This window comes from Bacillus cereus group sp. MG20 (assembly GCF_040459885.1).
Taxonomy (GTDB): Bacteria; Bacillota; Bacilli; order Bacillales; family Bacillaceae_G; genus Bacillus_A; species Bacillus_A cereus.
The window spans coordinates 4,041,659-4,060,475 of record NZ_JARVHF010000001.1; the positions used below are offsets into that span (position 1 = coordinate 4,041,659).

The following is an 18,817-nucleotide window of genomic DNA, read 5'->3' on the forward strand; positions in this document are numbered from 1 at the left end:
AGATTTTTGCAGGGATTTCTCTAAAAGGAGCGAAGCCGTTAAGAGAAAAGAGAGGTGAGAATCACTTGATCAAATATAAGTATGTACTTGGAATATTTTTCGCTTGTCTTTTAGTTACTCTATGTCTCTATCCCTATTTACCAACTCGTATGGCAGTACATTGGAATGTAAATGGTGAGCCAAACGAGTTTATGAGTAAACAAGTTGTTGTAGCATTTATTCCTTGTTTTATTATTTTTTCATATGGATTTTTGTATATTATTTCACATAATATATTTAAGTTTAATGAAAGAGAGCATGGTATTATAGACGGATTTATAAAGAAAATTACGTTATTTATGTTGTTTATTCATATGCTTATCCTCTTTATTAATTTTGAGGATTTGATATCCTTTCAAACAGGATTAACGATTGGGATTAGTATGTTTCTTTTTATGCTGAGTAAAGAATTTAAGAAAATAAAAGGCAAAGAAAAAGACCCAATTAAATTACAAAAAATTCGTTTAGTAAGTAGACGGATTTTTCAAGTGATGGCATGTGGCATATTGTTTTCAGTGTTTTTGAACTTAGAGTGGGGATTTTATGTATTGCTTAGTGTAATAAGCTGTGGATCTATGCTATTTATGTTATATATTTTCTATTCATACATAATAGAAAGTTATGAAACTTAAAAAAGAGTCTTCTCATTATGAGAAGACTCTTTTAATCTATTTACTTTGTAATAAATTGTTGTGTCCAGTAGTTGCCGCTTTCTACATAACCAACACCGATGTGAGTGAAGCCGTTATTTAAGATGTTTGCACGGTGTCCAGCGCTGTTCATCCAAGCTTGTACCACTTCTTCAGGTGTACGTTGGCCTTGAGCGATGTTTTCACCTGCAGATGTATAAGAAATACCAAATTTCTTCATCATGTCAAACGGAGACCCGTATGTAGGGCTGTTATGATCAAAGTAGTTGTTTTTTTGCATGTCTTCAGACTTAATACGTGCTACTTTGCTTAATTCAGTATCGATTTTTAGTGCTGGTAAACCTTGTTTTGCACGCTCAGCGTTTGTTAATTCAACAACACGTTGTTCGAACTCGCTTAAAGATTTTGCTTCTTCAGCAGGCTTTTGCTCAGCTGGTTTTTGTTCAGCAGGTTTTTGCGTATTGTTGTTTTCAGCAGGCTTTTGAGCTTCTGGTTTTTGAACTTCTTCAGCAGGCTTTTGCTCGGCAGGTTTTTGCTCAGCAGGCTTTTGAGTTTCTGGCTTAGCTGTTGGTTGCTCAGTTACAACATTTTCAGTAGGTTGTTGACCAGGAATGAAGCAGTTTGGTTGGAAGTTTCCTTGTTGCCATTGTGCTAATGATTCAACTCCCATAGATTGTAAGAATGCTTGTAGTTCTTGTTGGCTCATTTGCTTCATCATCACTTTTGAATGCTGAATATTTTGAACCTTTATGTTAGATGGTTGTACTGTTGCAGCTTGTGCATCTAGAGAAGATACTCCTAAAGTAAGAGCTGTTGCAGCAGCTACAGATAATAAAACACGCTTTTTCATGATGTGTGTCCCCCTATATAAAGTTTTAATTTGTTTTCACACGATTTGTTTTTGACAGCCTGTCTGACTGACAAATTCATCGTAGCATATAATTTGCGAGAAAAAAGATGGAAAAAAATTCATAGACTTTAAAATTACCTAATTTATCCTAAGAGAAGAAGGGAGCAAAAATAAGAGAAATATAGAGTATAAAAGGAATTTATAGTGTTTTTATACTTGGTTTTAAGAGGGGGTTTTTGGATAAAGTTACCTAAATAGAAAATGAAGAATCCTATTGTATCAATGGTTTGAGCGATTTTTTGAGGAATATAATGGATTGATTTTTACAAAACTGTAATGTTTCTGTTGTTCTTTTTTATAATAAAGTAACATATTTTTAATGTTGTAGCAGACAAAAAAGCGGCTATCTCTTTACATAGACGAAGGAGATAGCCGTTTTCCTATTATTACGTATGTTACGAGTTATTACGAGTTAGTTTCAATTGCTTCTAATAATAAATCCACAATGTGAATTCCTCTCATTTTATGAGAAAGCCCTTCTCGCTCAATGCCCAATTTCATTTGTAATAAACAACCTGGATTTGCAGTAACAATGGTTGCTGCGTCTGTTTCATGCACACGGTCCATTTTGTAATCTAGAAATTCCATTGATAACTCTGAATGAACAATATTGTAAATACCAGCAGAGCCACAGCAGCGGTCCGCATCTTTCATTTCTCGATATGTTGCACCTTGGATAGCCTCTAGTAACATACGAGGTTCAGAAGATGTGCGCATAACATTGCGTAAATGACAAGAGTCTTGATACGTAATAACCTGCGGCGTGAGTCGTAAGTCAGTTCGCTTATGGAAGTCTAGTTCTACTAGTATAGCAGTAATATCTTTAATCTTAGAAACAAACTGCTTAGCACGTTCAGCCCAATCCGGATCATCCTTTAAAAGATAATCATAGTCTACGAGGTAAGCTCCGCAACCTCCTGCATTCGTAATAATATAGTCGATGTTTAAATCTTCGAATGCTTTTATATTTCGCTTTGCTAATTCTTTTGCTCCACTCTTTTCACCAGCATGTCCATGCAATGCACCGCAACAACTTTGTGTTTTCGGAATAACAATATCACAACCAGCTAATTGAAGAAGTTTCATCGTTGCGTTATTTGTTTCTAAAAACATCGTATCCATTAAACAGCCTGCGAAGAATGCAACTTGTTTTTTCTTTGTACTTTCTGCAGGTAAAAATGAAGGACGATCTTTCATTGCTTTCATTTTAGGGACTTTTGGTAAAACGAGATCCATCGTTGCAAGTGTTTCAGGGAATAACTTCATAATACCTGTTTTATGTGTTAGCGTTTGTAAACCAGAACGTTGATAAAATCCGATTAGCCCGGTTAATGTTCGCATTCGATTTTGATGGGGGAATAATCCTTCAAAAACGACTTTTCGAACAGCTTTCACTGGCATTGAGAATTTTTTATTTTGATTAATAATATCTCGAGCCTCTTCTAATAAATGTCCATAATTTACACCAGATGGACAAACGGGCTCACAAGCACGGCAACCAAGACAAACGTTTAATGTATTTTCAACATCTTCATCTGGTTCGATTAAACCATCAACGACTGCTTTCATTAATGCGATACGTCCGCGTGGTGAATGTGACTCTTTATATCCGGATTGAATGTAGGTAGGACAAGTAGGTAAACAAAAACCGCATCGCATACAGTTTAGTAATTCATCTTCATTTAATCGTTCTTTAAATTCTTTTTGAATATTTTCTTTATTTAATGTGGTCATCGCTCAACCACCACTCTTTTTGGAGTGTCTTTCGCGAACATTTTTCCAGGATTCATAATGTTATTTGGATCGAAAGCTTGCTTTATTCCTTGCATAGCTGCAATACCTTCTTTACCTAATTTCATTTCTAAATATGGAGCTTTCATTGCACCAACACCATGTTCACCAGTAATTGTGCCACCAAGTTCAATTGCTTTCGCAAATATTTCAGCAAAAGCTTGTTCAGCTCGGTGCATTTCTTCTGCATTACGAGCATCTGTCATACAAGTTGGATGTAAGTTACCATCACCAGCGTGTCCAAACGTACAAATAGGAATATTATATTTTTTTGCAATGGCATTAATAGCTTCAACCATTGGAGCGATTTGTGAACGTGGTACAGTCGCATCTTCTAATATTGTAGTAGGTTTTAATCGTGCGAGCGCTGATAGAGCACTACGGCGAGCAGTACGAAGCGCATCTGCTTCTGTTTCATCTTTTGCAATGCGAACATCAACTGCATTCATAGAGCGGCAAACGTTAGCCATGTTTTCAATATCTCGGTTGACTACTTCGGGCGGGCCGTCTTGTTCGATTAATAAAATTGCTTTTACGTCAGTTGGTAAACCGATTTGTGCAAACTCTTCTACAACTTCAATTGTCGGTTGGTCTAAAAACTCAAGTGTTGCTGGAATAATTTTATTTGCAATAATAGAAGAAACAGCACGTGCAGCTTCATTAATATCTTCATATAATGCAAGCATTGTTTTCTTTGTTTCAGGCATAGGAACAAGTTTTAATATAGCTTCTGTTACCACGCCAAGTGTTCCTTCAGAACCGATAAATAAACGAGTTAAATCGTAACCAGCTACATCTTTTGCTAATTTACCACCAGTGCGAATAATATCGCCATTTGGTAAGACAAGTTCAAGCCCCATTACATAATCACGTGTTACGCCATATTTCAAACCGCGTAATCCACCTGAGTTTTCATTAATATTACCGCCGATTGTAGAAATTTTCATCGAGCTTGGATCTGGTGGATAAAATAAACCTTTTTCTTCTACCGCTTTAATAATATCAAGTGTAATGACACCAGCTTGTACAGTAATTGTTAAGTTTTCTTCATCAATTTCTAAAATATTGTTCATATGGCGGAAAATAAGGACGATACCGCCTTCAAGTGGACATGTTCCTGCGCAAAGATTTGTTCCAGACCCGCGCACATACACAGGAATTTTGTGAGTGTTACATACTTTTAACACTTCAGCTACTTCATTTGTATTACGAGGAGCAATGACTGCATCAGGCATTGCTTGGAAGTTTGGAGTGGCATCATAACTATAAGTTAAACGCCCCATATTGGATGTATCTACATTATCTTCGCCAACAATAGATACGAATGAATGAATAATTTGTTTTTCTAACATTGGAAATCCCCCTCAAACTGTTAACGTGTTTAGTTATAATAAACAACGTGGTAACAGTGCTTTCATTATAATGATAAAAAAGTCGAGGGATTCTTTCTATGTGTAATCATCTGAAGATTAATCTGTTTTATCGTTCTTTTTTGTATGATCATCTAATAGGAGGAGTGCGAAGTATAAAACGTTTAAGTCTTTGAATTGTTTTGGATCAAGTCCTGTATGTTCTTCAATCTTTTTTAGCCTGTAATGTAATGTGTTAATGTGTATATGTAATTGTTTAGCCGTCTGTTTATAAGATTGGTTATAATCGATAAATAAGCGCAAAGTATGCATAAGCTCAGGAAATGATAATAAGTTTTCGATGGTACGCTCTAGAAATTGTTCACGCGTTTCGGCAGAAATATCTTGTAAACACATTTCTAAACGTAAATCTTCATTAAATACAATTTTTTTCGTTTCCAATGATACAGAAAGAGCGCGTAATGCTTGTTCGTAACATATGTTCATATTGTTTGAGGTAACTGTTTGTCCAATCCCGATATATAAAGGAATAGAAAATAAAGTTTCGCAGTCTTGTTTTAACCGTTTTAAAAATTGATAAGTTTGCTCTTTGGAGCTCGTTGCTGTAAATAAAATAAAACGATCATTTCCCCAACGAACAAATAGATGCTCTTTTGTTAAAATATTACGTATGTGTTGCCATATTTTACGCTGGAGCATCGTGTCATTTTTGCCAATAGAAAACAAAATAAGTTGTTTTTTCTTATATAAATCAATGCCAAGTGTTTTGGCGCGATCAAGAAAACTCGGGGACCACTCTGTATTTTGAAGCCAATCAAAGACAAAAGCTTCATAAGAACGGTGCTCAAGTTCTAGTTGCTCTAAAAAGTAGTTTTCATGAATTAATAATTCGGTCATCTTACGCAATATTTCGCCGTAGCGTGAAATATTTTCAGGTTCTCCTGTAATTCCAATGACACCAATTACTTCATCATGAAATAATAAAGGAAGATTCATCCCAGCCTTTACACCTTGCAATCGCCTTTCATCTTCTTTTGTAATGATGACGGTTTTCTTTTGTTTGGCGCAGCGGAGTGCACCTTCATGAAATTGACCAATTCTTTCTGTATCTGTACTTGCGATAATAACGCCTTCTATATTAATGATAATAATATTTTCTGTAATTAGTCTGCGTACTTCTCGTACAATTTTATTCGCTAAATCAGGAAATAGCATAATTGACACACCTCAAATTCTATTTGTTGTACATTATATATGTAAATTGAGTAAGAAAGGAAAATTTCACACTTTCCACACATTTATTTGTTATTTTACAATTATAACGAAATCATCCGAAGATGGAGGGAATCTTTTGAGAAAGTATGTTTTTCTTCTCTGTTTTTTATTTCTATTAGTAGGGTGTCAAGGAAGTTCGTATACACCAATTGCTAAAGATAAAAATGTTATTATAACAACGAATATAAAAGAAGGCAGTATTAGTTTTATTGATAAAAAAGATAAAAAGTTAATCACGACATGGGAACTAAATGAGCCAATGGCCGGAATCACACTGCTTCCAAATGGTGAGGAAATACTTGTATACGGTAAGCAATTAGAATATATGTATGTATATTCACTAACGGAAGGAAGGCAAGTGGGAAAATATAAAACTGGAAAGGGCATTGTAAATGTGGTCGTATCAGAAGATAAAAAACAATTATTTGCTGCCGATCAAAATGTTCAAAAGGTAAGGTTCTTTACGATAAATGGGAAAGAGACAGGAAATGTTTCAACAGGCAAAGGACCTATAACGATGGTAGAGTATCATAATCGGTTATCTGTATTAAACTTTTATGATACGAAACTAACGACAATTGATACGAAGAAAAAAGAAGTTGTTCAATCCTTTATGATTCCACCAGCATCAACAGGAGCAACGATTAGTCCTGATGGGAAAGAAATATGGATTGGCGGACATGGTGATGGAAATCAAGTAAATGAGAAAGTGTTAGTATATTCTTTGCAGGATGGAGAAATGGTACGTTCTTTACATGCTCCATTTATGCCTGTGAATATAACGAAGGATAGTAAGTACGTATATGCATTAAGTCATGGGTCGAATACACTTAGAAAGTTTGATATTAGCACATATAAAGAAATAGCTTCTGTAGAAGTAGGATCAAATCCATTTGCATTTTTGGAGAGCGGAGCAGAAGGATATGTAGCCAGTTATGATAGTGATGAAGTGTGCGTTATGGATATGAAGAATTTGAAAATAAAACAAACAATTAAAGTCGGAAAAGGACCGTTTCAACTCATAGAGAGGGAAGGGAAGGACAATGAATAAATATAGAGTACTAGTTGTAGATGATGAAAGTGATATGAGGCAGCTTGTTGGAATGTATTTGGATAACTTTGGATATGAGTGGGGAGAAGCTGAGAATGGAAAAGAGGCTCTTAAAAAACTAGAAACGGATCATTATGATTTCGTTGTATTAGATATTATGATGCCAGAAATGGATGGACTTTCAGTTTGTAAAGAAATTAGAAAAACGTCAGATGTACCGATTATATTTTTAACCGCAAAAGGTGAAGAGTGGAATAGGGTGAACGGTTTACGTATGGGAGCAGATGACTATATTGTAAAACCGTTTAGTCCTGGTGAATTAGTTGCCCGTATGGAAGCTGTGTTAAGAAGATATACAAAACAAGAACAGCAAGAAGAGATTCAATTTGGACCAATTCTTATCAATGAAAAAAGTAGAAGAATCGAGGCGGATGGTGAGTCGATTTCTCTTACTGTAAAAGAGTTTGATTTACTATATTTTCTTTGCCAGCATACAGGACAAGTATTTAGCCGGGAGCAATTACTTGAAAAGGTATGGGGATATGATTATGCCGGAAGTACAAGAACAGTAGATACGCACGTGAAAACGATGCGCTTGAAGCTTGGAGAAAGTGGAAACTACATTCAAACTGTTTGGGGTGTAGGCTATAAATTCGAGGTGTAACGTATGTTTACAATGGTACAAAAACTTTGGCTTACAGTAGTATGTGCAGTATGTGTAACAGTGTCCTTTCTTTATTTCGTATCTTTATACTCGTATGAAAAACTATACGTTGATAATTTAAAAGGTTCATTAGTAATGGAAGGAAAAAATCTTGCTGCCCAATATGATAAGCACGAAGGAATATCAACTTTTGAAGAGAAAGTAAGATCGTTTGATCAAATATCTAGTTCAGACGTTATTTTCGTGTCTAATCCGCGTGATTTAAGTGCATGTTTGCCTTTTGATGTGCATCATCATTCCCTTATAAGTGAAGGAGATAGGCAAACGCTATTAGATGGGAAAACTGTGACAAAAATAGGATATGAAGAACATTTTGACCGTAATATTATGGGGGTTGTCATCCCTGTATTGGAAAATAAAAAATTAGTCGGAATTGTCTATTCGTATATTCCTTTAAAAAGTATAAAAGATTTAATCTATGATATGGGTCTTATTTTAGCACCGTTAGCAATTGCTATGATTTTAATTACTATATGGGTTGGAAGAAAAATTATAATTGCAATTACGAAGCCACTTTCGCAAATGGAACGGGTTGCAAATCATTTGGCTACGGGAGATTTCTCGGAGCGGATTACAGTTTCTTCAGAGGATGAGATTGGACGACTAGGAAAAGCATTTAATAAAATGGCCAATTCATTAGAAACAGAAGATGTAAAGCGTAAGGAATTTTTAGCAAATGTTTCGCATGAACTTAGAACACCACTTAGTTATATAAAAGGGTATAGCGAGGCTATTTTAGATGGCGTTGCCAAGGGACCGCAGCAGGAAAAAGTAACGCAGCTAATTCATAAAGAAGCAGGTCGTATGCAGCGTCTCGTTCATGACTTGTTAGACTTAGCACAATTAGAAGGTGAGCACTTTCCGTTAAAGAAGCAACCTATCGTTTTTTCACAGCTGATTGAAGACGTATTAGATACGTATGAGATTAAGTTTATAGAAAAGGAACTTCATATTTCAACCAATTTAAATCCAGAGATCATTGTCATGATTGATGAGGATCGTATGCAACAAGTGCTTCATAATGTGTTAGATAATGCGATACGGTATACAAATCAAAACGGAAATATCGTTATAACTTTAGAGCAAATCGATGATTACTGTGAATTGAAAATAAAAGATACAGGAATTGGCATTGATATAGAGCATTTGGAGAATCTTGGGGAACGCTTTTACCGAGTTGATAAAGCGAGAAGTCGTCAACACGGTGGAACAGGTTTAGGCCTTGCTATTGTGAAACAAATTGTTCATATACATGGTGGACATTGGAAAATTGAAAGTGAAAAAGATAAGGGAACAACGGTTATTATTAAACTGAATGTACAGGATGAGGGGGGCATGTTCTAATTTTTAGGACATGTTCTTTATATTGAAGAAAATATTTATCCCGCTATTTGCCGGACAGTAAGACCCTCACCTCAAAATTCAACGGAAGCAAAGAAGTTAGGTGGAGGCCCTGCTGTCCGTAAAAGCCCGATTGGTGAGGGCTAATAATCAGTGGGGGATGAACAAAACCCCTACTGATTAAAGTTTCACTTTATACGTAAAAATATAAATTAATATGTAATAAATATCGAAAATTTGACTATTTTATGAACAAAACATTTGTACTTCTTATCAATTCGGTCTAAAATAGTTATGATGCAAAGTTCTTATAAATCGTTTCAATTGTTGTTTGGAAGATACTGAGGTGATTTAACTGGAGTACAAATCTATTAAACCGAAAAAAATTTACGAAGAAGTATCTGAAGCTATTTTAACAATGATTAAAAATGGTACGTTAAAACCTGGTGACAAACTACTCCCTGTGCATCAATTAGCTGAGCAGTTTCAAGTTGGTAGATCTGCTGTTCGTGAAGCGCTAAGTGCGCTAAGAGCGATGGGCTTAATTGAGATGAAACAAGGAGAAGGTACATATGTGAAGAACTTCGATTCTTCTTCATTAACGAAATCATTAAACAATAGATTATTAATGAAGAAAGAAGATATTTTGAATTTATTAGAAGTACGAAAGGTGCTTGAAGTGGGGGCAGTTCGAGTAGCGGCGGCAAAACGTACGGAAGATAATTTACAAAATATGAAACATTGGTTAGATGAAATGGCAAAGAGCATTGGAGATGAAAAGGCTGGCGAAAAAGCCGATTTTCAATTCCATATGGGAATTGCAGAGTCTTCGCATAATAACATTTTGCTTGAACTCATGAATCATGTTTCAGAGATGATTGCTGAAACGATTGGTGAATCAAGACGCATTATTTTATATGGTGAACAAACGACATCAGAACGACTTATAGAAGAGCATCAAGTTATATATGATGCGGTGTTAAAACAAGATGTAGAATTAGCGCAGCAAGCAATGCTAGATCATTTAACAAATGTAGAACATATTGTCACAGGTAAAAACGATATAAATTCGTAATTTAATCTTTTAAAAATTTAATTTTCTGATAAAATAGAGAAAGATTAAGTAAGCGTTTTCTTTAGAAGAGGGAGAGGATAGGCCATGGTTGAGCCTATTTCTTCTCTACTCAGTCATCTGATGACCATATGTTTGTTGGCGAAGTTGTAAAAAGGGGGAGTAATAGTTATGAAAGTTACTTTATTTGTTACTTGTTTAGTCGATATGTTCGAAACAAATGTCGGCAAAGCAACAGTTGAAGTGTTGGAGCGTTTAGGTTGTGAAATTGAATTTCCAGAAGCACAAGTTTGTTGTGGCCAGCCTGCTTATAATAGTGGCCATGTAGAAGCAGCAAAAGAAGCGATGAAACATATGATTGAAACTTTCGAAGATGCAGAATATATCGTTACGCCATCTGGTTCGTGTGCGACAATGTTTCATGAGTATCCGCATGTTTTCAAAGATGATCCAAAGTGGGCTAAACGTGCACAAAAAGTTGCTGATAAAACCTATGAATTTACACAGTTTATTGTAGATGTTTTAAAAGTTACAGATGTTGGTGCAAGTTTACCAGGGATAGCTACTATTCATAAATCATGTCATATGACACGTATGCTCGGAATAAAAGAAGCACCAGGAATTTTATTATCAAATGTAAAAGGATTAACTGTGAGAGATTTACCAAACGTGCAAAATTGTTGCGGGTTTGGGGGAACGTTTTCAGTTAAGATGACTCCAATTTCTGAGCAAATGGTAGACGAAAAAGTAGATAGTGTAATGGAAACAGGTGCAGATTATTTAATCGGTGCAGATTGTGGGTGTTTGTTAAACATTGGCGGACGTATTGAGCGTTTAGGAAAAGAAGTAAAAGTAATGCATATTGCTGAGGTACTGAATAGTCGCTCATGAAGGGGGAACATAAGCTATGTCTATGAAAATCAGTGAGAAAAAATTTAATGATCGCGTTGGTGATGGAATTCAAGATTCGTTTATGCGCGGAGCAGTTTCTTCTGCACAAACGCGTTTATATACGAATCGCTTAAAAGCCGCAGATGAATTAGGAAACTGGGAAGAGTGGCGAGAACTAGGTGAACAAATTCGTCAACATACGTTAGAAAATCTTGATTATTATTTAATGCAGTTAAGTGAAAATGTATCAAAAAGAGGCGGACACGTGTACTTTGCGAAGACGAAAGAGGAAGCAGCAAAGTATATTCAAGACGTTGCCAAAAAGAAACAAGCGAAAAAAGTAGTAAAATCAAAGTCGATGGTAACAGAAGAAATCAGTATGAATCATGCGCTTGAAGAGATTGGCTGTGAAGTGTTAGAGAGTGACTTAGGAGAGTATATCTTGCAAGTAGATAACGATCCACCTTCACATATTATTGCACCTGCACTTCATAAAAATAGAACGCAAATTCGCGATGTATTTAAAGAAAAGCTAGGCTATGAAAATTCTGATGACCCGTATGAAATGACAAAGTTTGTTCGTAAACAACTTCGTGAGAAATTTATGGATGCAGAAATTGGTGTAACTGGTTGTAATTTTGCTGTTGCAAATACTGGCTCTCTTTGTTTAGTAACGAATGAAGGTAATGCAGATCTTGTTATGTCAATTCCGAAAACACAAATTGCGGTAATGGGTATGGAACGTATGGTTCCGACAATGGAAGAATTAGATGTTTTAGTTGGTTTACTATGTCGTAGTGCAGTAGGTCAAAAATTAACAAGTTATGTAACAGTAGCAGGACCAATTCAAGAAGAGGAAGTTGATGGACCTGAAGAATTCCATTTAGTTGTTGTTGATAATGGTCGCTCTCAAATTCTGGGATCTGAATTCCGTTCAGTATTACAATGTATTCGTTGCGCTGCTTGTGTTAATGTATGTCCTGTATATCGTCACGTTGGTGGACATTCATATGGATCGATTTACTCAGGACCAATCGGTGCGGTATTAACACCGCTTCTAGGTGGATATGATGATTACAAAGAGCTTCCTTATGCATCTAGTTTATGCGGAGCATGTACAGAAGCTTGTCCAGTAAAAATTCCATTGCATGATTTATTATTAAAACATCGTCAAGTTATTGTTGAGCAAGAAGGTCGTGCACCACTTGCAGAAAAACTAGCGATGAAAATGTTTAGTATGGGTGCTTCTTCAGCTGCTTTATATAAAATGGGATCAAAAATGGCACCAGCGGCAATGAGTCCATTTACATCTGGTAATCGTGTATCAAAAGGTGTTGGACCACTTAAAAACTGGACGGATATTCGGGAATTCCCAGCTCCAAGTAAAGAGCGATTCCGTGATTGGTATAAAGATCATAAGAAAGGCGGGGATAAATAATGACAGGATTAATTCAAAACCGTGATGCCTTTCTAGATAACATTGCAAAAGAACTTGGGCGCGCGCGTAAAACAGAAGGTGTAGAGCGACCAGTATGGAAAAGTAATGTGAATATAGAAACGTTAAAAGATTGTTCACAAGAAGAATTACTAGAAGTGTTTAAAAAGCAATGTACAAACATTCATACAACTGTAGTAGAAACGACAAATGACCGATTAGGTGAAGACCTTCAAAAAGTAATCATGGAAAACGGCGGTGGACCTATTTTATTATCAGCAGATGAGCGTTTTGATGCATATGGTTTAACATCTTTATTTAAAGAAGAACTTCCAAAGCGAGACGTTGAAGTAAACGTATGGGATCCAGAGAGAAAAGACGAAAATATGCGTTTAGCTGAAAAAGCGAATATTGGTATTGCATTTAGTGATTATACATTAGCTGAATCTGGTACAATTGTTGTACAAAGTCATAAAGGGCAAGGACGTTCTTTACACTTTTTACCGACTGTATATTTTGCTATTATTCCACGTGAAACACTTGTGCCTCGTATTACACAAGCAGTTCAGGATATGAACTTACGCGTAGAAAATGGGGAGACAGCGGCATCTTGTATTAACTTTATTACAGGGCCAAGTAACTCGGCTGACATTGAGATGAATCTTGTTGTCGGAGTACATGGACCATTAAAAGCAGTATATTTTATCGTATAAAAGAGGGGAAAGCAGGCCAGAAAATGGCCTGCTTTTTAGTAGAATAAAGGATAATATGAAGTAGAAGTTCTCTCCTTTTTTTGCTATGTTTTTTGGGAAAGGAGAGGAAGGGATGTTCACTTATTTATATGCACTGTTAGCAGGGATGGTGCTTGGTTCTTTTTTTATGCTAGTTGCGATGAGGGTTCCATTAGGTGCGTCTATTATTACCCCGCGTTCACATTGTTATTATTGCAAATATGTGCTAAGGCCAAAAGAACTAATCCCCATCATTTCATTTTATATACAAAGAGGCTGTTGTACGAATTGTAAGAGGAAAATTCCAATTATGTATGTAGCATTTGAATGTATAACAGGAAGTATATTTCTTCTTACCGTGTATATGATTGGAATAGAACGAGAGCTTATTATCATTTTATCCCTTTTTTCGCTACTTCTTATTATTTCAGTTACAGATTACTTATATATGTTAATTCCTGATTGTATTTTAATTTCGTTTGCCGTTTTACTCATTCTTGAAAGTGTTTTTGTACAATTAGTTACTTGGACAGATAGTATAGTTGGTAGTGGTGTTATATTCATTTTGTTATATTGCATGCAAAAGATATATCCAGAAGGGCTTGGCGGAGGTGATATAAAACTACTTTCATTACTTGGGTTTATAGTAGGAGTGAAAGGCGTTTTTATCATTTTATTTTTAGCATCTTGTTTCAGTCTTTGTTTCTTTGGGGTGGGTATCGTATTAAAACGTATAGAAGTACGAAAACCAATTCCATTTGGTCCTTTTATTAGTCTTGGGGCAATATGTTATGTATTGGCCGCATATTCAAATTAGAGAGGGAATAGAAAATGAACGTATATATGGATGATCAAAGAAGTTGCCCGTTCGGGTATGTGCCCGCAACTACAGTAGAATGTGCTTTGCAAATGGTTCGGGATTATGATGTGAATATTCTTTCCCTTGATTTTAATATGGGGTGGGGAGCAAAAAATGGACTGGATTTTGTAGAAGCTTTTTGTACAGATGGGTTATATGTAAATGAAATTCACCTTCATACGAATGATGTCATCGGTATGCACAAGATGAAACAGAGAATGGATAAGGGAAAGGAAGAAGGAGAAATTAATCCTCACCTTGTTGTTAAATACGTGGGAAGCTAAAAACTCCAAAGTAAAACTTTGGAGTTTTTAATGTTTCATATGTGCTTGTAAAGGAATAATCTCTTCTTGTTGAGCTGCTGCGATTTCAGTTTCTTCCTGTTGAACTTCAGGTGTTTTTTTTGTTAAGTAGTGGTATACCATACCGACAAATACTGATCCGCCAATAATGTTACCGATTGTAACAGGAATTAAGTTATGAATAGCACCTGAAAAAGAAATTGTCTCAGGATGTGGTGAAACTAAAGATAAAGCAAAGAGTGACAAGTTTGCAATACTATGTTCGTAACCAGATAAGAAGAATGTGAAAACAAGTAGCATCATGACCATTATTTTTGCCGTGTCGCCTTTAACCTGAGATGGTAAGAAGCAAGCAAGACATACGAGCCAGTTACATAAAATGGCTTTAAAGAATAACTGCATTGTAGGTGTGTTCATCTTTCCTTCAACGACTTTATTCATTAGGTGACCGTGATCAATTGCTTCAAAAATTCCAGTTGCGTAAAATAGTAAGGCAAAGAATAACGCGCCGGCTAAGTTACCTGCATAACAAGCAACCCAGTTACGAAGTGTATCAGAAATCGTTGTTTCTTTTCTTAAAGTTGCTACAGTAAAGTACATTGTGTTTCCAGTAAACAATTCAGCACCGCCATATATAATAAGTACGAGAGCAATCCCGAAAAACATAGAAGCAGCTAAATAAGTTGCTGGTGAATCTGCAATGTGAAAAAAGTTACCTAATTTAAAACATAGTACAATAATAAAACCGATATAAATACCCGCAAGTGCAGCACGAATGAAATATTGCATTGGGTTTGTATCTAGCATTTTCTTTTTGCTTTTAGCCAGTTTGACAACATAATCTAGTCCTTGTTCTAGCATGAGTAATACGCTCCTTTAGTAAATCTTCTATAAATACTCCTTATATGAATAAAGTACATGGAATTGTTCTCACTTTCAATAAGTTTGTGCAATGTTTCACAAAAAGGACATACATACGTTAAGAAAACGTTTACAAAAGGTAGTATAATGGAATTTTTTCTAGACATTGAGAGGAAGAAAGGAAAAAGAAAAAGCGCTGTAATTACAGCGCTTTTTCGTCTAAATTCTTTTCTACTTTTACTTCTACTTCTTTTGAGAAGAACCAACCACCAACTGCGATTCCGACTAATACAATCCAGAATGTAAGCTTCCACGGAGTGGATTCTGGGAATGAATGTGGAATTACATTTAATGCAGGGTGTGCTAATGTATAAACTGCTAGCTTCACACCAACCCAACCTACAATTAAGAATGCTGCAGTTTCAAGTCCTGGTTTACGTTTTAAGATTTGCACGAATGCAGTTGCTGCAAATCGCATAATGATTAATCCGATAAGTCCACCTACAAAGATAACAACGAATTGCCCAGTATCTAGACTACCAATTGTACCTAATCCTGTTTTTGGTAAAGTCATTGCTAGTGCAACCGCAGCTAAAATTGAATCAACTGCGAAGGCGATATCAGCAACTTCAACTTTAAATACAGTCCACCAGAAGTTCTCTTGTTTTTTCTTTGCTTCTTTTTCTTCTGTTTCTTCATCTGTATTCTTTTTAACATATGTTTTAAATAAGTGATTACCAGCGATAAACATAAGGTAGATGGCACCGATTGCTTGCACTTGCCATACATCGACTAAGAACGAAATCATAAATAACGATCCAAATCGGAAAACAAATGCCCCCGCTAATCCGTAAAATAGTGCTTTCTTTCGTTTTTCTTCTGGTAAATGTTTTACCATAATTGCAAGAACAAGAGCGTTATCAGCCGCTAAAATCCCTTCAAGTGCAATTAGGATGAGTAATACCCAACCATACTCCAATAATAATGATACATCCATGTACATTCTCCTCTCATCTCTATAAGTTCTAAATAAGTGAAGAATTTCCCCACTATTTAGTTTCCCCATACTCCTGCCTATTAACTTTGGGAGAATTTGGAAATGAATACAAAAAAGACCTCTGCCGTTAATAGGCAAAGGTCTTGCTAGACATATGTAATAAAAATGCCAACAAAGCCGGAAGAACTAAGTTCTACGTAATGACGACTTTGTTTCCAAGAAATATTCTTGGACGCTACTCCCCTTTGGAGATATGTTATTGTATTCTCATTATATGGATAATTGATACGGTTGTCAACCTGTTAAAATATCTTCATTAGGATATTTTATTTTCCGGTTCTTTTTACGAGCAAATGAAAAAGCCAATGTTAAAGGCCCCATTTTCCCAAAAAACATCATAAAGATAATAATAGCTTTTCCGATTATAGTTAAGTGGGGCGTTAAGTTCATACTGAGGCCAACAGTCCCGAATGCTGAAAATACTTCGAAAGCACTCATCAATAGAGGAACTCGCTCAGTAATACTCAAAATTAAAATAGCAAAAAAGATAAATGAAATGGAAATAATAGTAATGGTTAATGATTTGACAATGAGAGTATCTTTAATGGATTTTTTAAATACGACAATATCCTCTTGTTCTTGTAAAAATTTAAATACGCCAAAAAATATGATTAAAAATGTTGTTAACTTAATCCCACCACCCGTTGAAGCACTACCAGCACCAATAAACATAAGGAGCATCATTAATAGGAGGGAAGGTTTTGACAATGTAGAAATATCAACAGTATTAAACCCGGCAGTTCGTGTTGAAATTGCTTGAAAATAAGAGGCCATTCCTTCTTCAAATGGGGTAAAACCTCTCATAGAAAGGGAGTTATGGAACTCGAATATAAAAATAAAAAGGGTAGCAATAATGTTGACGATTAGAGTAGAAGTGAGCATAAGTTTTGAATGTAGTGTAAGGTTTTTAAAGTTTTTCTTTCTTTTTATGTCTACAATTACTGTAAAACCAATTCCACCTAAAATGATGAGAGAGGAAATGACGAAATTGACAAGAATGCTATGAGAATGGGACATTAAATTATCGCTCCACACAGAAAAACCAGCATTGTTAAAGGCTGAGATTGAATGGAAAAAACTATAATAGATCCCTTTGGCAACCCCATATTTGGGTACCCATTCAAAAGAAAGAATTAAAGTAGCGATACATTCGACTGTAAAAGAGAATAAAAATAATGCTTTGGCAAGACGGATAACGCCGCCGATATTCGTTTGATTTAATGCTTGTTGTAATAAAATACGGTTTTGAAGACCGATTTTTCTTCCGAGCATAATAGCAATTAAGACCGCAAAGCTCATAATGCCAAGCCCGCCAACTTGTATAAGCGTTAAAATGACACATTGTCCAAATAAAGTAAACACTTTTCCAGTATCCACAACACCAAGCCCAGTAACAGTACAAGCGGAAACGGTTGTAAATAAGGCATCGAGCCATGAAATGGACGTTGTCGTAGCAATTGGCAGTTTTAATAAGCATGTGCCGACAACTGATAATACAATAAAAGATAAAGTAAGAACGCGGGGAGGGCTCATGCTAATATTAATCCGTTTCATGTCACATATTGCTCCTTTCGTTTTGCTTTGATTAGTATGTGAAAAAGCACTATTATGTATGTTGAAAATAGAAAGAGGCAGATAATATCTGCCTCTAAGCCATATGTTATATAATTATCCACGTAATTGTTGTTGAGCTAAAGCAACAAGACGTTTTGTTACTTCACCGCCAACTGAACCGTTAGAACGAGATGCTGTATTAGAACCTAAGCTTACACCAAATTCTTGTGCAATTTCATATTTAAATTGTTCAAGCGCTTGTTCTGCACCTGGAACTAATAATTTGTTTGTTTTTACCATGTTGATACACATCCTTATGAGTAGTCCAGTTCAGCTAAGTTCTTATCTAAACTGGTAACGTTATTTTATGTGGAAATGACATACTCATACGCGGAAGTAATCGGTGCGATTAGAAGTTCTTGGATAGAAAAAAAGAGTAGCAACTTTGCTACTCTTTTTTTAGTATTGTCGCTGTTCCTTCCACGACAATATCATCTGATTGATTATATATGTTTGTTTGCAACGTAATGATTTTTTTATCGTCACGCTTCTTAATAACCTCTGCCACAACGCGAAGTGTATCACCGATTTTGACAGGGGCACGGAATGAAACATTTTGGGATAAATAAATCGTATTTTTGCCTGGGAGTTTCGTTCCAAGGATAGTAGAAATAAAACTCGAAACGAGCATACCGTGAGCAATACGTTCTTTAAACATTGTCGTTTTTGCAAAAGAATCTAAAATGTGAATAGGATTCACATCTCCAGTCAATTTTGCAAAATTAATAACATCTTCATCTGTAATTGTTTTTGTAAGGGATGCTTGATCACCGACTTGAATCTCATCATAACGAAGCTCCGGAACAGTTTGTGCTTCTTGAAATGGATTCATTTTGTCCTCCTT

At 35.7% G+C, this 18,817-nt stretch carries 19 protein-coding genes and 1 riboswitch; of the genes, 10 read left to right on the forward strand and 9 right to left on the reverse strand.

All coding sequences use genetic code 11. The features are described from left to right. Nucleotides 1-65 precede the first annotated feature (65 nt). Nucleotides 66-671 carry a DUF1648 domain-containing protein gene (locus tag QCI81_RS20725; protein ID WP_071730693.1) on the forward strand — a complete coding sequence of 202 codons (606 nt, stop codon included), beginning with the start codon at nucleotides 66-68 and terminating at the stop codon, nucleotides 669-671. 40 nt (nucleotides 672-711) lie between these two features. Here QCI81_RS20725 and QCI81_RS20730 read toward each other — a convergent pair whose 3' ends face one another. The 4 genes from QCI81_RS20730 to QCI81_RS20745 all read right to left on the reverse strand — a co-directional run bounded on the left by QCI81_RS20730 (nucleotide 712) and on the right by QCI81_RS20745 (nucleotide 5,975). Beyond that, nucleotides 712-1,539, reverse strand: a complete 828-nt coding sequence (locus tag QCI81_RS20730) for a CAP domain-containing protein (protein ID WP_016513122.1) — start codon at nucleotides 1,537-1,539, stop codon at nucleotides 712-714. Between the two features lie 465 nt (nucleotides 1,540-2,004). Continuing rightward, entirely contained in the window at nucleotides 2,005-3,333 is a 1,329-nt protein-coding gene (locus QCI81_RS20735) for a (Fe-S)-binding protein (RefSeq protein ID WP_071730695.1), read from the reverse strand. After that, entirely contained in the window at nucleotides 3,330-4,742 is a 1,413-nt protein-coding gene (gene glcD / locus QCI81_RS20740; protein ID WP_071730697.1) for a glycolate oxidase subunit GlcD, read from the reverse strand. Before glcD ends, QCI81_RS20735 begins: the two co-directional genes overlap by 4 nt. 117 nt (nucleotides 4,743-4,859) lie before the next feature. Beyond that, nucleotides 4,860-5,975: a CdaR family transcriptional regulator gene (locus QCI81_RS20745; protein WP_000898640.1), complete on the reverse strand. Its 1,116-nt coding sequence runs from the start codon at nucleotides 5,973-5,975 to the stop codon at nucleotides 4,860-4,862. Nucleotides 5,976-6,111: 136 nt separating this feature from the next. Here QCI81_RS20745 and QCI81_RS20750 point away from each other — a divergent pair, with 136 nt between their 5' ends. From QCI81_RS20750 to QCI81_RS20790, 9 genes are all read left to right on the forward strand, one after another. Continuing rightward, nucleotides 6,112-7,086 carry a YncE family protein gene (locus QCI81_RS20750; protein ID WP_001234156.1) on the forward strand — a complete coding sequence of 325 codons (975 nt, stop codon included), beginning with the start codon at nucleotides 6,112-6,114 and terminating at the stop codon, nucleotides 7,084-7,086. After that, a complete protein-coding gene (locus QCI81_RS20755; protein WP_001046397.1) occupies nucleotides 7,079-7,750 on the forward strand; it encodes a response regulator transcription factor in 672 nt (223 codons plus the stop codon). Before QCI81_RS20750 ends, QCI81_RS20755 begins: the two co-directional genes overlap by 8 nt. Nucleotides 7,751-7,753: 3 nt before the next feature. Then, nucleotides 7,754-9,154, forward strand: coding sequence for a sensor histidine kinase (locus QCI81_RS20760; protein ID WP_000494810.1), 1,401 nt, complete (start codon nucleotides 7,754-7,756; stop codon nucleotides 9,152-9,154). A 382-nt stretch (nucleotides 9,155-9,536) separates the two neighbouring features. Beyond that, nucleotides 9,537-10,226, forward strand: a complete 690-nt coding sequence (locus tag QCI81_RS20765; protein ID WP_254904515.1) for a FadR/GntR family transcriptional regulator — start codon at nucleotides 9,537-9,539, stop codon at nucleotides 10,224-10,226. Between the two features lie 168 nt (nucleotides 10,227-10,394). Continuing rightward, on the forward strand, nucleotides 10,395-11,114 hold the full coding sequence (locus QCI81_RS20770; RefSeq protein ID WP_000869147.1) for a (Fe-S)-binding protein: 720 nt from the start codon (nucleotides 10,395-10,397) through the stop codon (nucleotides 11,112-11,114). A gap of 16 nt (nucleotides 11,115-11,130) precedes the next feature. Then, the gene (locus QCI81_RS20775) at nucleotides 11,131-12,552 is read left to right on the forward strand and encodes a LutB/LldF family L-lactate oxidation iron-sulfur protein (RefSeq protein WP_000061930.1); all 1,422 of its coding nucleotides are present in this window, start codon (nucleotides 11,131-11,133) and stop codon (nucleotides 12,550-12,552) included. Continuing rightward, on the forward strand, nucleotides 12,552-13,262 hold the full coding sequence (locus QCI81_RS20780; RefSeq protein WP_000147182.1) for a LutC/YkgG family protein: 711 nt from the start codon (nucleotides 12,552-12,554) through the stop codon (nucleotides 13,260-13,262). The genes QCI81_RS20775 and QCI81_RS20780 overlap by 1 nt, the downstream gene beginning before the upstream one ends. A 112-nt stretch (nucleotides 13,263-13,374) precedes the next feature. Next, the gene (locus QCI81_RS20785; RefSeq protein WP_353810887.1) at nucleotides 13,375-14,097 is read left to right on the forward strand and encodes a prepilin peptidase; all 723 of its coding nucleotides are present in this window, start codon (nucleotides 13,375-13,377) and stop codon (nucleotides 14,095-14,097) included. A gap of 14 nt (nucleotides 14,098-14,111) precedes the next feature. After that, a complete protein-coding gene (locus tag QCI81_RS20790; protein WP_023521462.1) occupies nucleotides 14,112-14,423 on the forward strand; it encodes a cyclic-phosphate processing receiver domain-containing protein in 312 nt (103 codons plus the stop codon). 27 nt (nucleotides 14,424-14,450) lie between these two features. On the opposite strand, the gene QCI81_RS20795 is transcribed toward QCI81_RS20790, so the two are convergent. From QCI81_RS20795 to QCI81_RS20815, 5 genes are all read right to left on the reverse strand, one after another. After that, the gene (locus QCI81_RS20795; protein ID WP_000893034.1) at nucleotides 14,451-15,302 is read right to left on the reverse strand and encodes a formate/nitrite transporter family protein; all 852 of its coding nucleotides are present in this window, start codon (nucleotides 15,300-15,302) and stop codon (nucleotides 14,451-14,453) included. Nucleotides 15,303-15,504: 202 nt separating this feature from the next. Then, the gene (locus QCI81_RS20800) at nucleotides 15,505-16,299 is read right to left on the reverse strand and encodes a TerC family protein (protein ID WP_000383326.1); all 795 of its coding nucleotides are present in this window, start codon (nucleotides 16,297-16,299) and stop codon (nucleotides 15,505-15,507) included. Between the two features lie 90 nt (nucleotides 16,300-16,389). Next, a riboswitch (yybP-ykoY riboswitch) is annotated at nucleotides 16,390-16,555 on the reverse strand. A gap of 38 nt (nucleotides 16,556-16,593) precedes the next feature. Beyond that, complete coding sequence (locus QCI81_RS20805; protein ID WP_000822356.1) at nucleotides 16,594-17,913, reverse strand: TrkH family potassium uptake protein; 1,320 nt, start codon at nucleotides 17,911-17,913, stop codon at nucleotides 16,594-16,596. Nucleotides 17,914-18,027: 114 nt separating this feature from the next. After that, nucleotides 18,028-18,213: an alpha/beta-type small acid-soluble spore protein gene (locus tag QCI81_RS20810; RefSeq protein ID WP_000241212.1), complete on the reverse strand. Its 186-nt coding sequence runs from the start codon at nucleotides 18,211-18,213 to the stop codon at nucleotides 18,028-18,030. 148 nt (nucleotides 18,214-18,361) lie between these two features. Next, nucleotides 18,362-18,805: a MaoC family dehydratase gene (locus QCI81_RS20815; protein ID WP_001067916.1), complete on the reverse strand. Its 444-nt coding sequence runs from the start codon at nucleotides 18,803-18,805 to the stop codon at nucleotides 18,362-18,364. Nucleotides 18,806-18,817: the final 12 nt, after the last annotated feature.

Coding starts and splice junctions, on each gene's coding strand:
- QCI81_RS20730 (WP_016513122.1), bottom strand. CDS start 1,539: ATGAAAAAGCGTGTTTTATTATCTGTAGCTGCTGCAACAGCTCTTACT.
- QCI81_RS20735 (WP_071730695.1), bottom strand. CDS start 3,333: ATGACCACATTAAATAAAGAAAATATTCAAAAAGAATTTAAAGAACGA.
- glcD (WP_071730697.1), bottom strand. CDS start 4,742: ATGTTAGAAAAACAAATTATTCATTCATTCGTATCTATTGTTGGCGAA.
- QCI81_RS20745 (WP_000898640.1), bottom strand. CDS start 5,975: ATGCTATTTCCTGATTTAGCGAATAAAATTGTACGAGAAGTACGCAGA.
- QCI81_RS20755 (WP_001046397.1), top strand. CDS start 7,079: ATGAATAAATATAGAGTACTAGTTGTAGATGATGAAAGTGATATGAGG.
- QCI81_RS20760 (WP_000494810.1), top strand. CDS start 7,754: ATGTTTACAATGGTACAAAAACTTTGGCTTACAGTAGTATGTGCAGTA.
- QCI81_RS20770 (WP_000869147.1), top strand. CDS start 10,395: ATGAAAGTTACTTTATTTGTTACTTGTTTAGTCGATATGTTCGAAACA.
- QCI81_RS20775 (WP_000061930.1), top strand. CDS start 11,131: ATGTCTATGAAAATCAGTGAGAAAAAATTTAATGATCGCGTTGGTGAT.
- QCI81_RS20780 (WP_000147182.1), top strand. CDS start 12,552: ATGACAGGATTAATTCAAAACCGTGATGCCTTTCTAGATAACATTGCA.
- QCI81_RS20785 (WP_353810887.1), top strand. CDS start 13,375: ATGTTCACTTATTTATATGCACTGTTAGCAGGGATGGTGCTTGGTTCT.
- QCI81_RS20790 (WP_023521462.1), top strand. CDS start 14,112: ATGAACGTATATATGGATGATCAAAGAAGTTGCCCGTTCGGGTATGTG.
- QCI81_RS20795 (WP_000893034.1), bottom strand. CDS start 15,302: ATGCTAGAACAAGGACTAGATTATGTTGTCAAACTGGCTAAAAGCAAA.
- QCI81_RS20800 (WP_000383326.1), bottom strand. CDS start 16,299: ATGGATGTATCATTATTATTGGAGTATGGTTGGGTATTACTCATCCTA.
- QCI81_RS20805 (WP_000822356.1), bottom strand. CDS start 17,913: ATGAAACGGATTAATATTAGCATGAGCCCTCCCCGCGTTCTTACTTTA.
- QCI81_RS20810 (WP_000241212.1), bottom strand. CDS start 18,213: ATGGTAAAAACAAACAAATTATTAGTTCCAGGTGCAGAACAAGCGCTT.
- QCI81_RS20815 (WP_001067916.1), bottom strand. CDS start 18,805: ATGAATCCATTTCAAGAAGCACAAACTGTTCCGGAGCTTCGTTATGAT.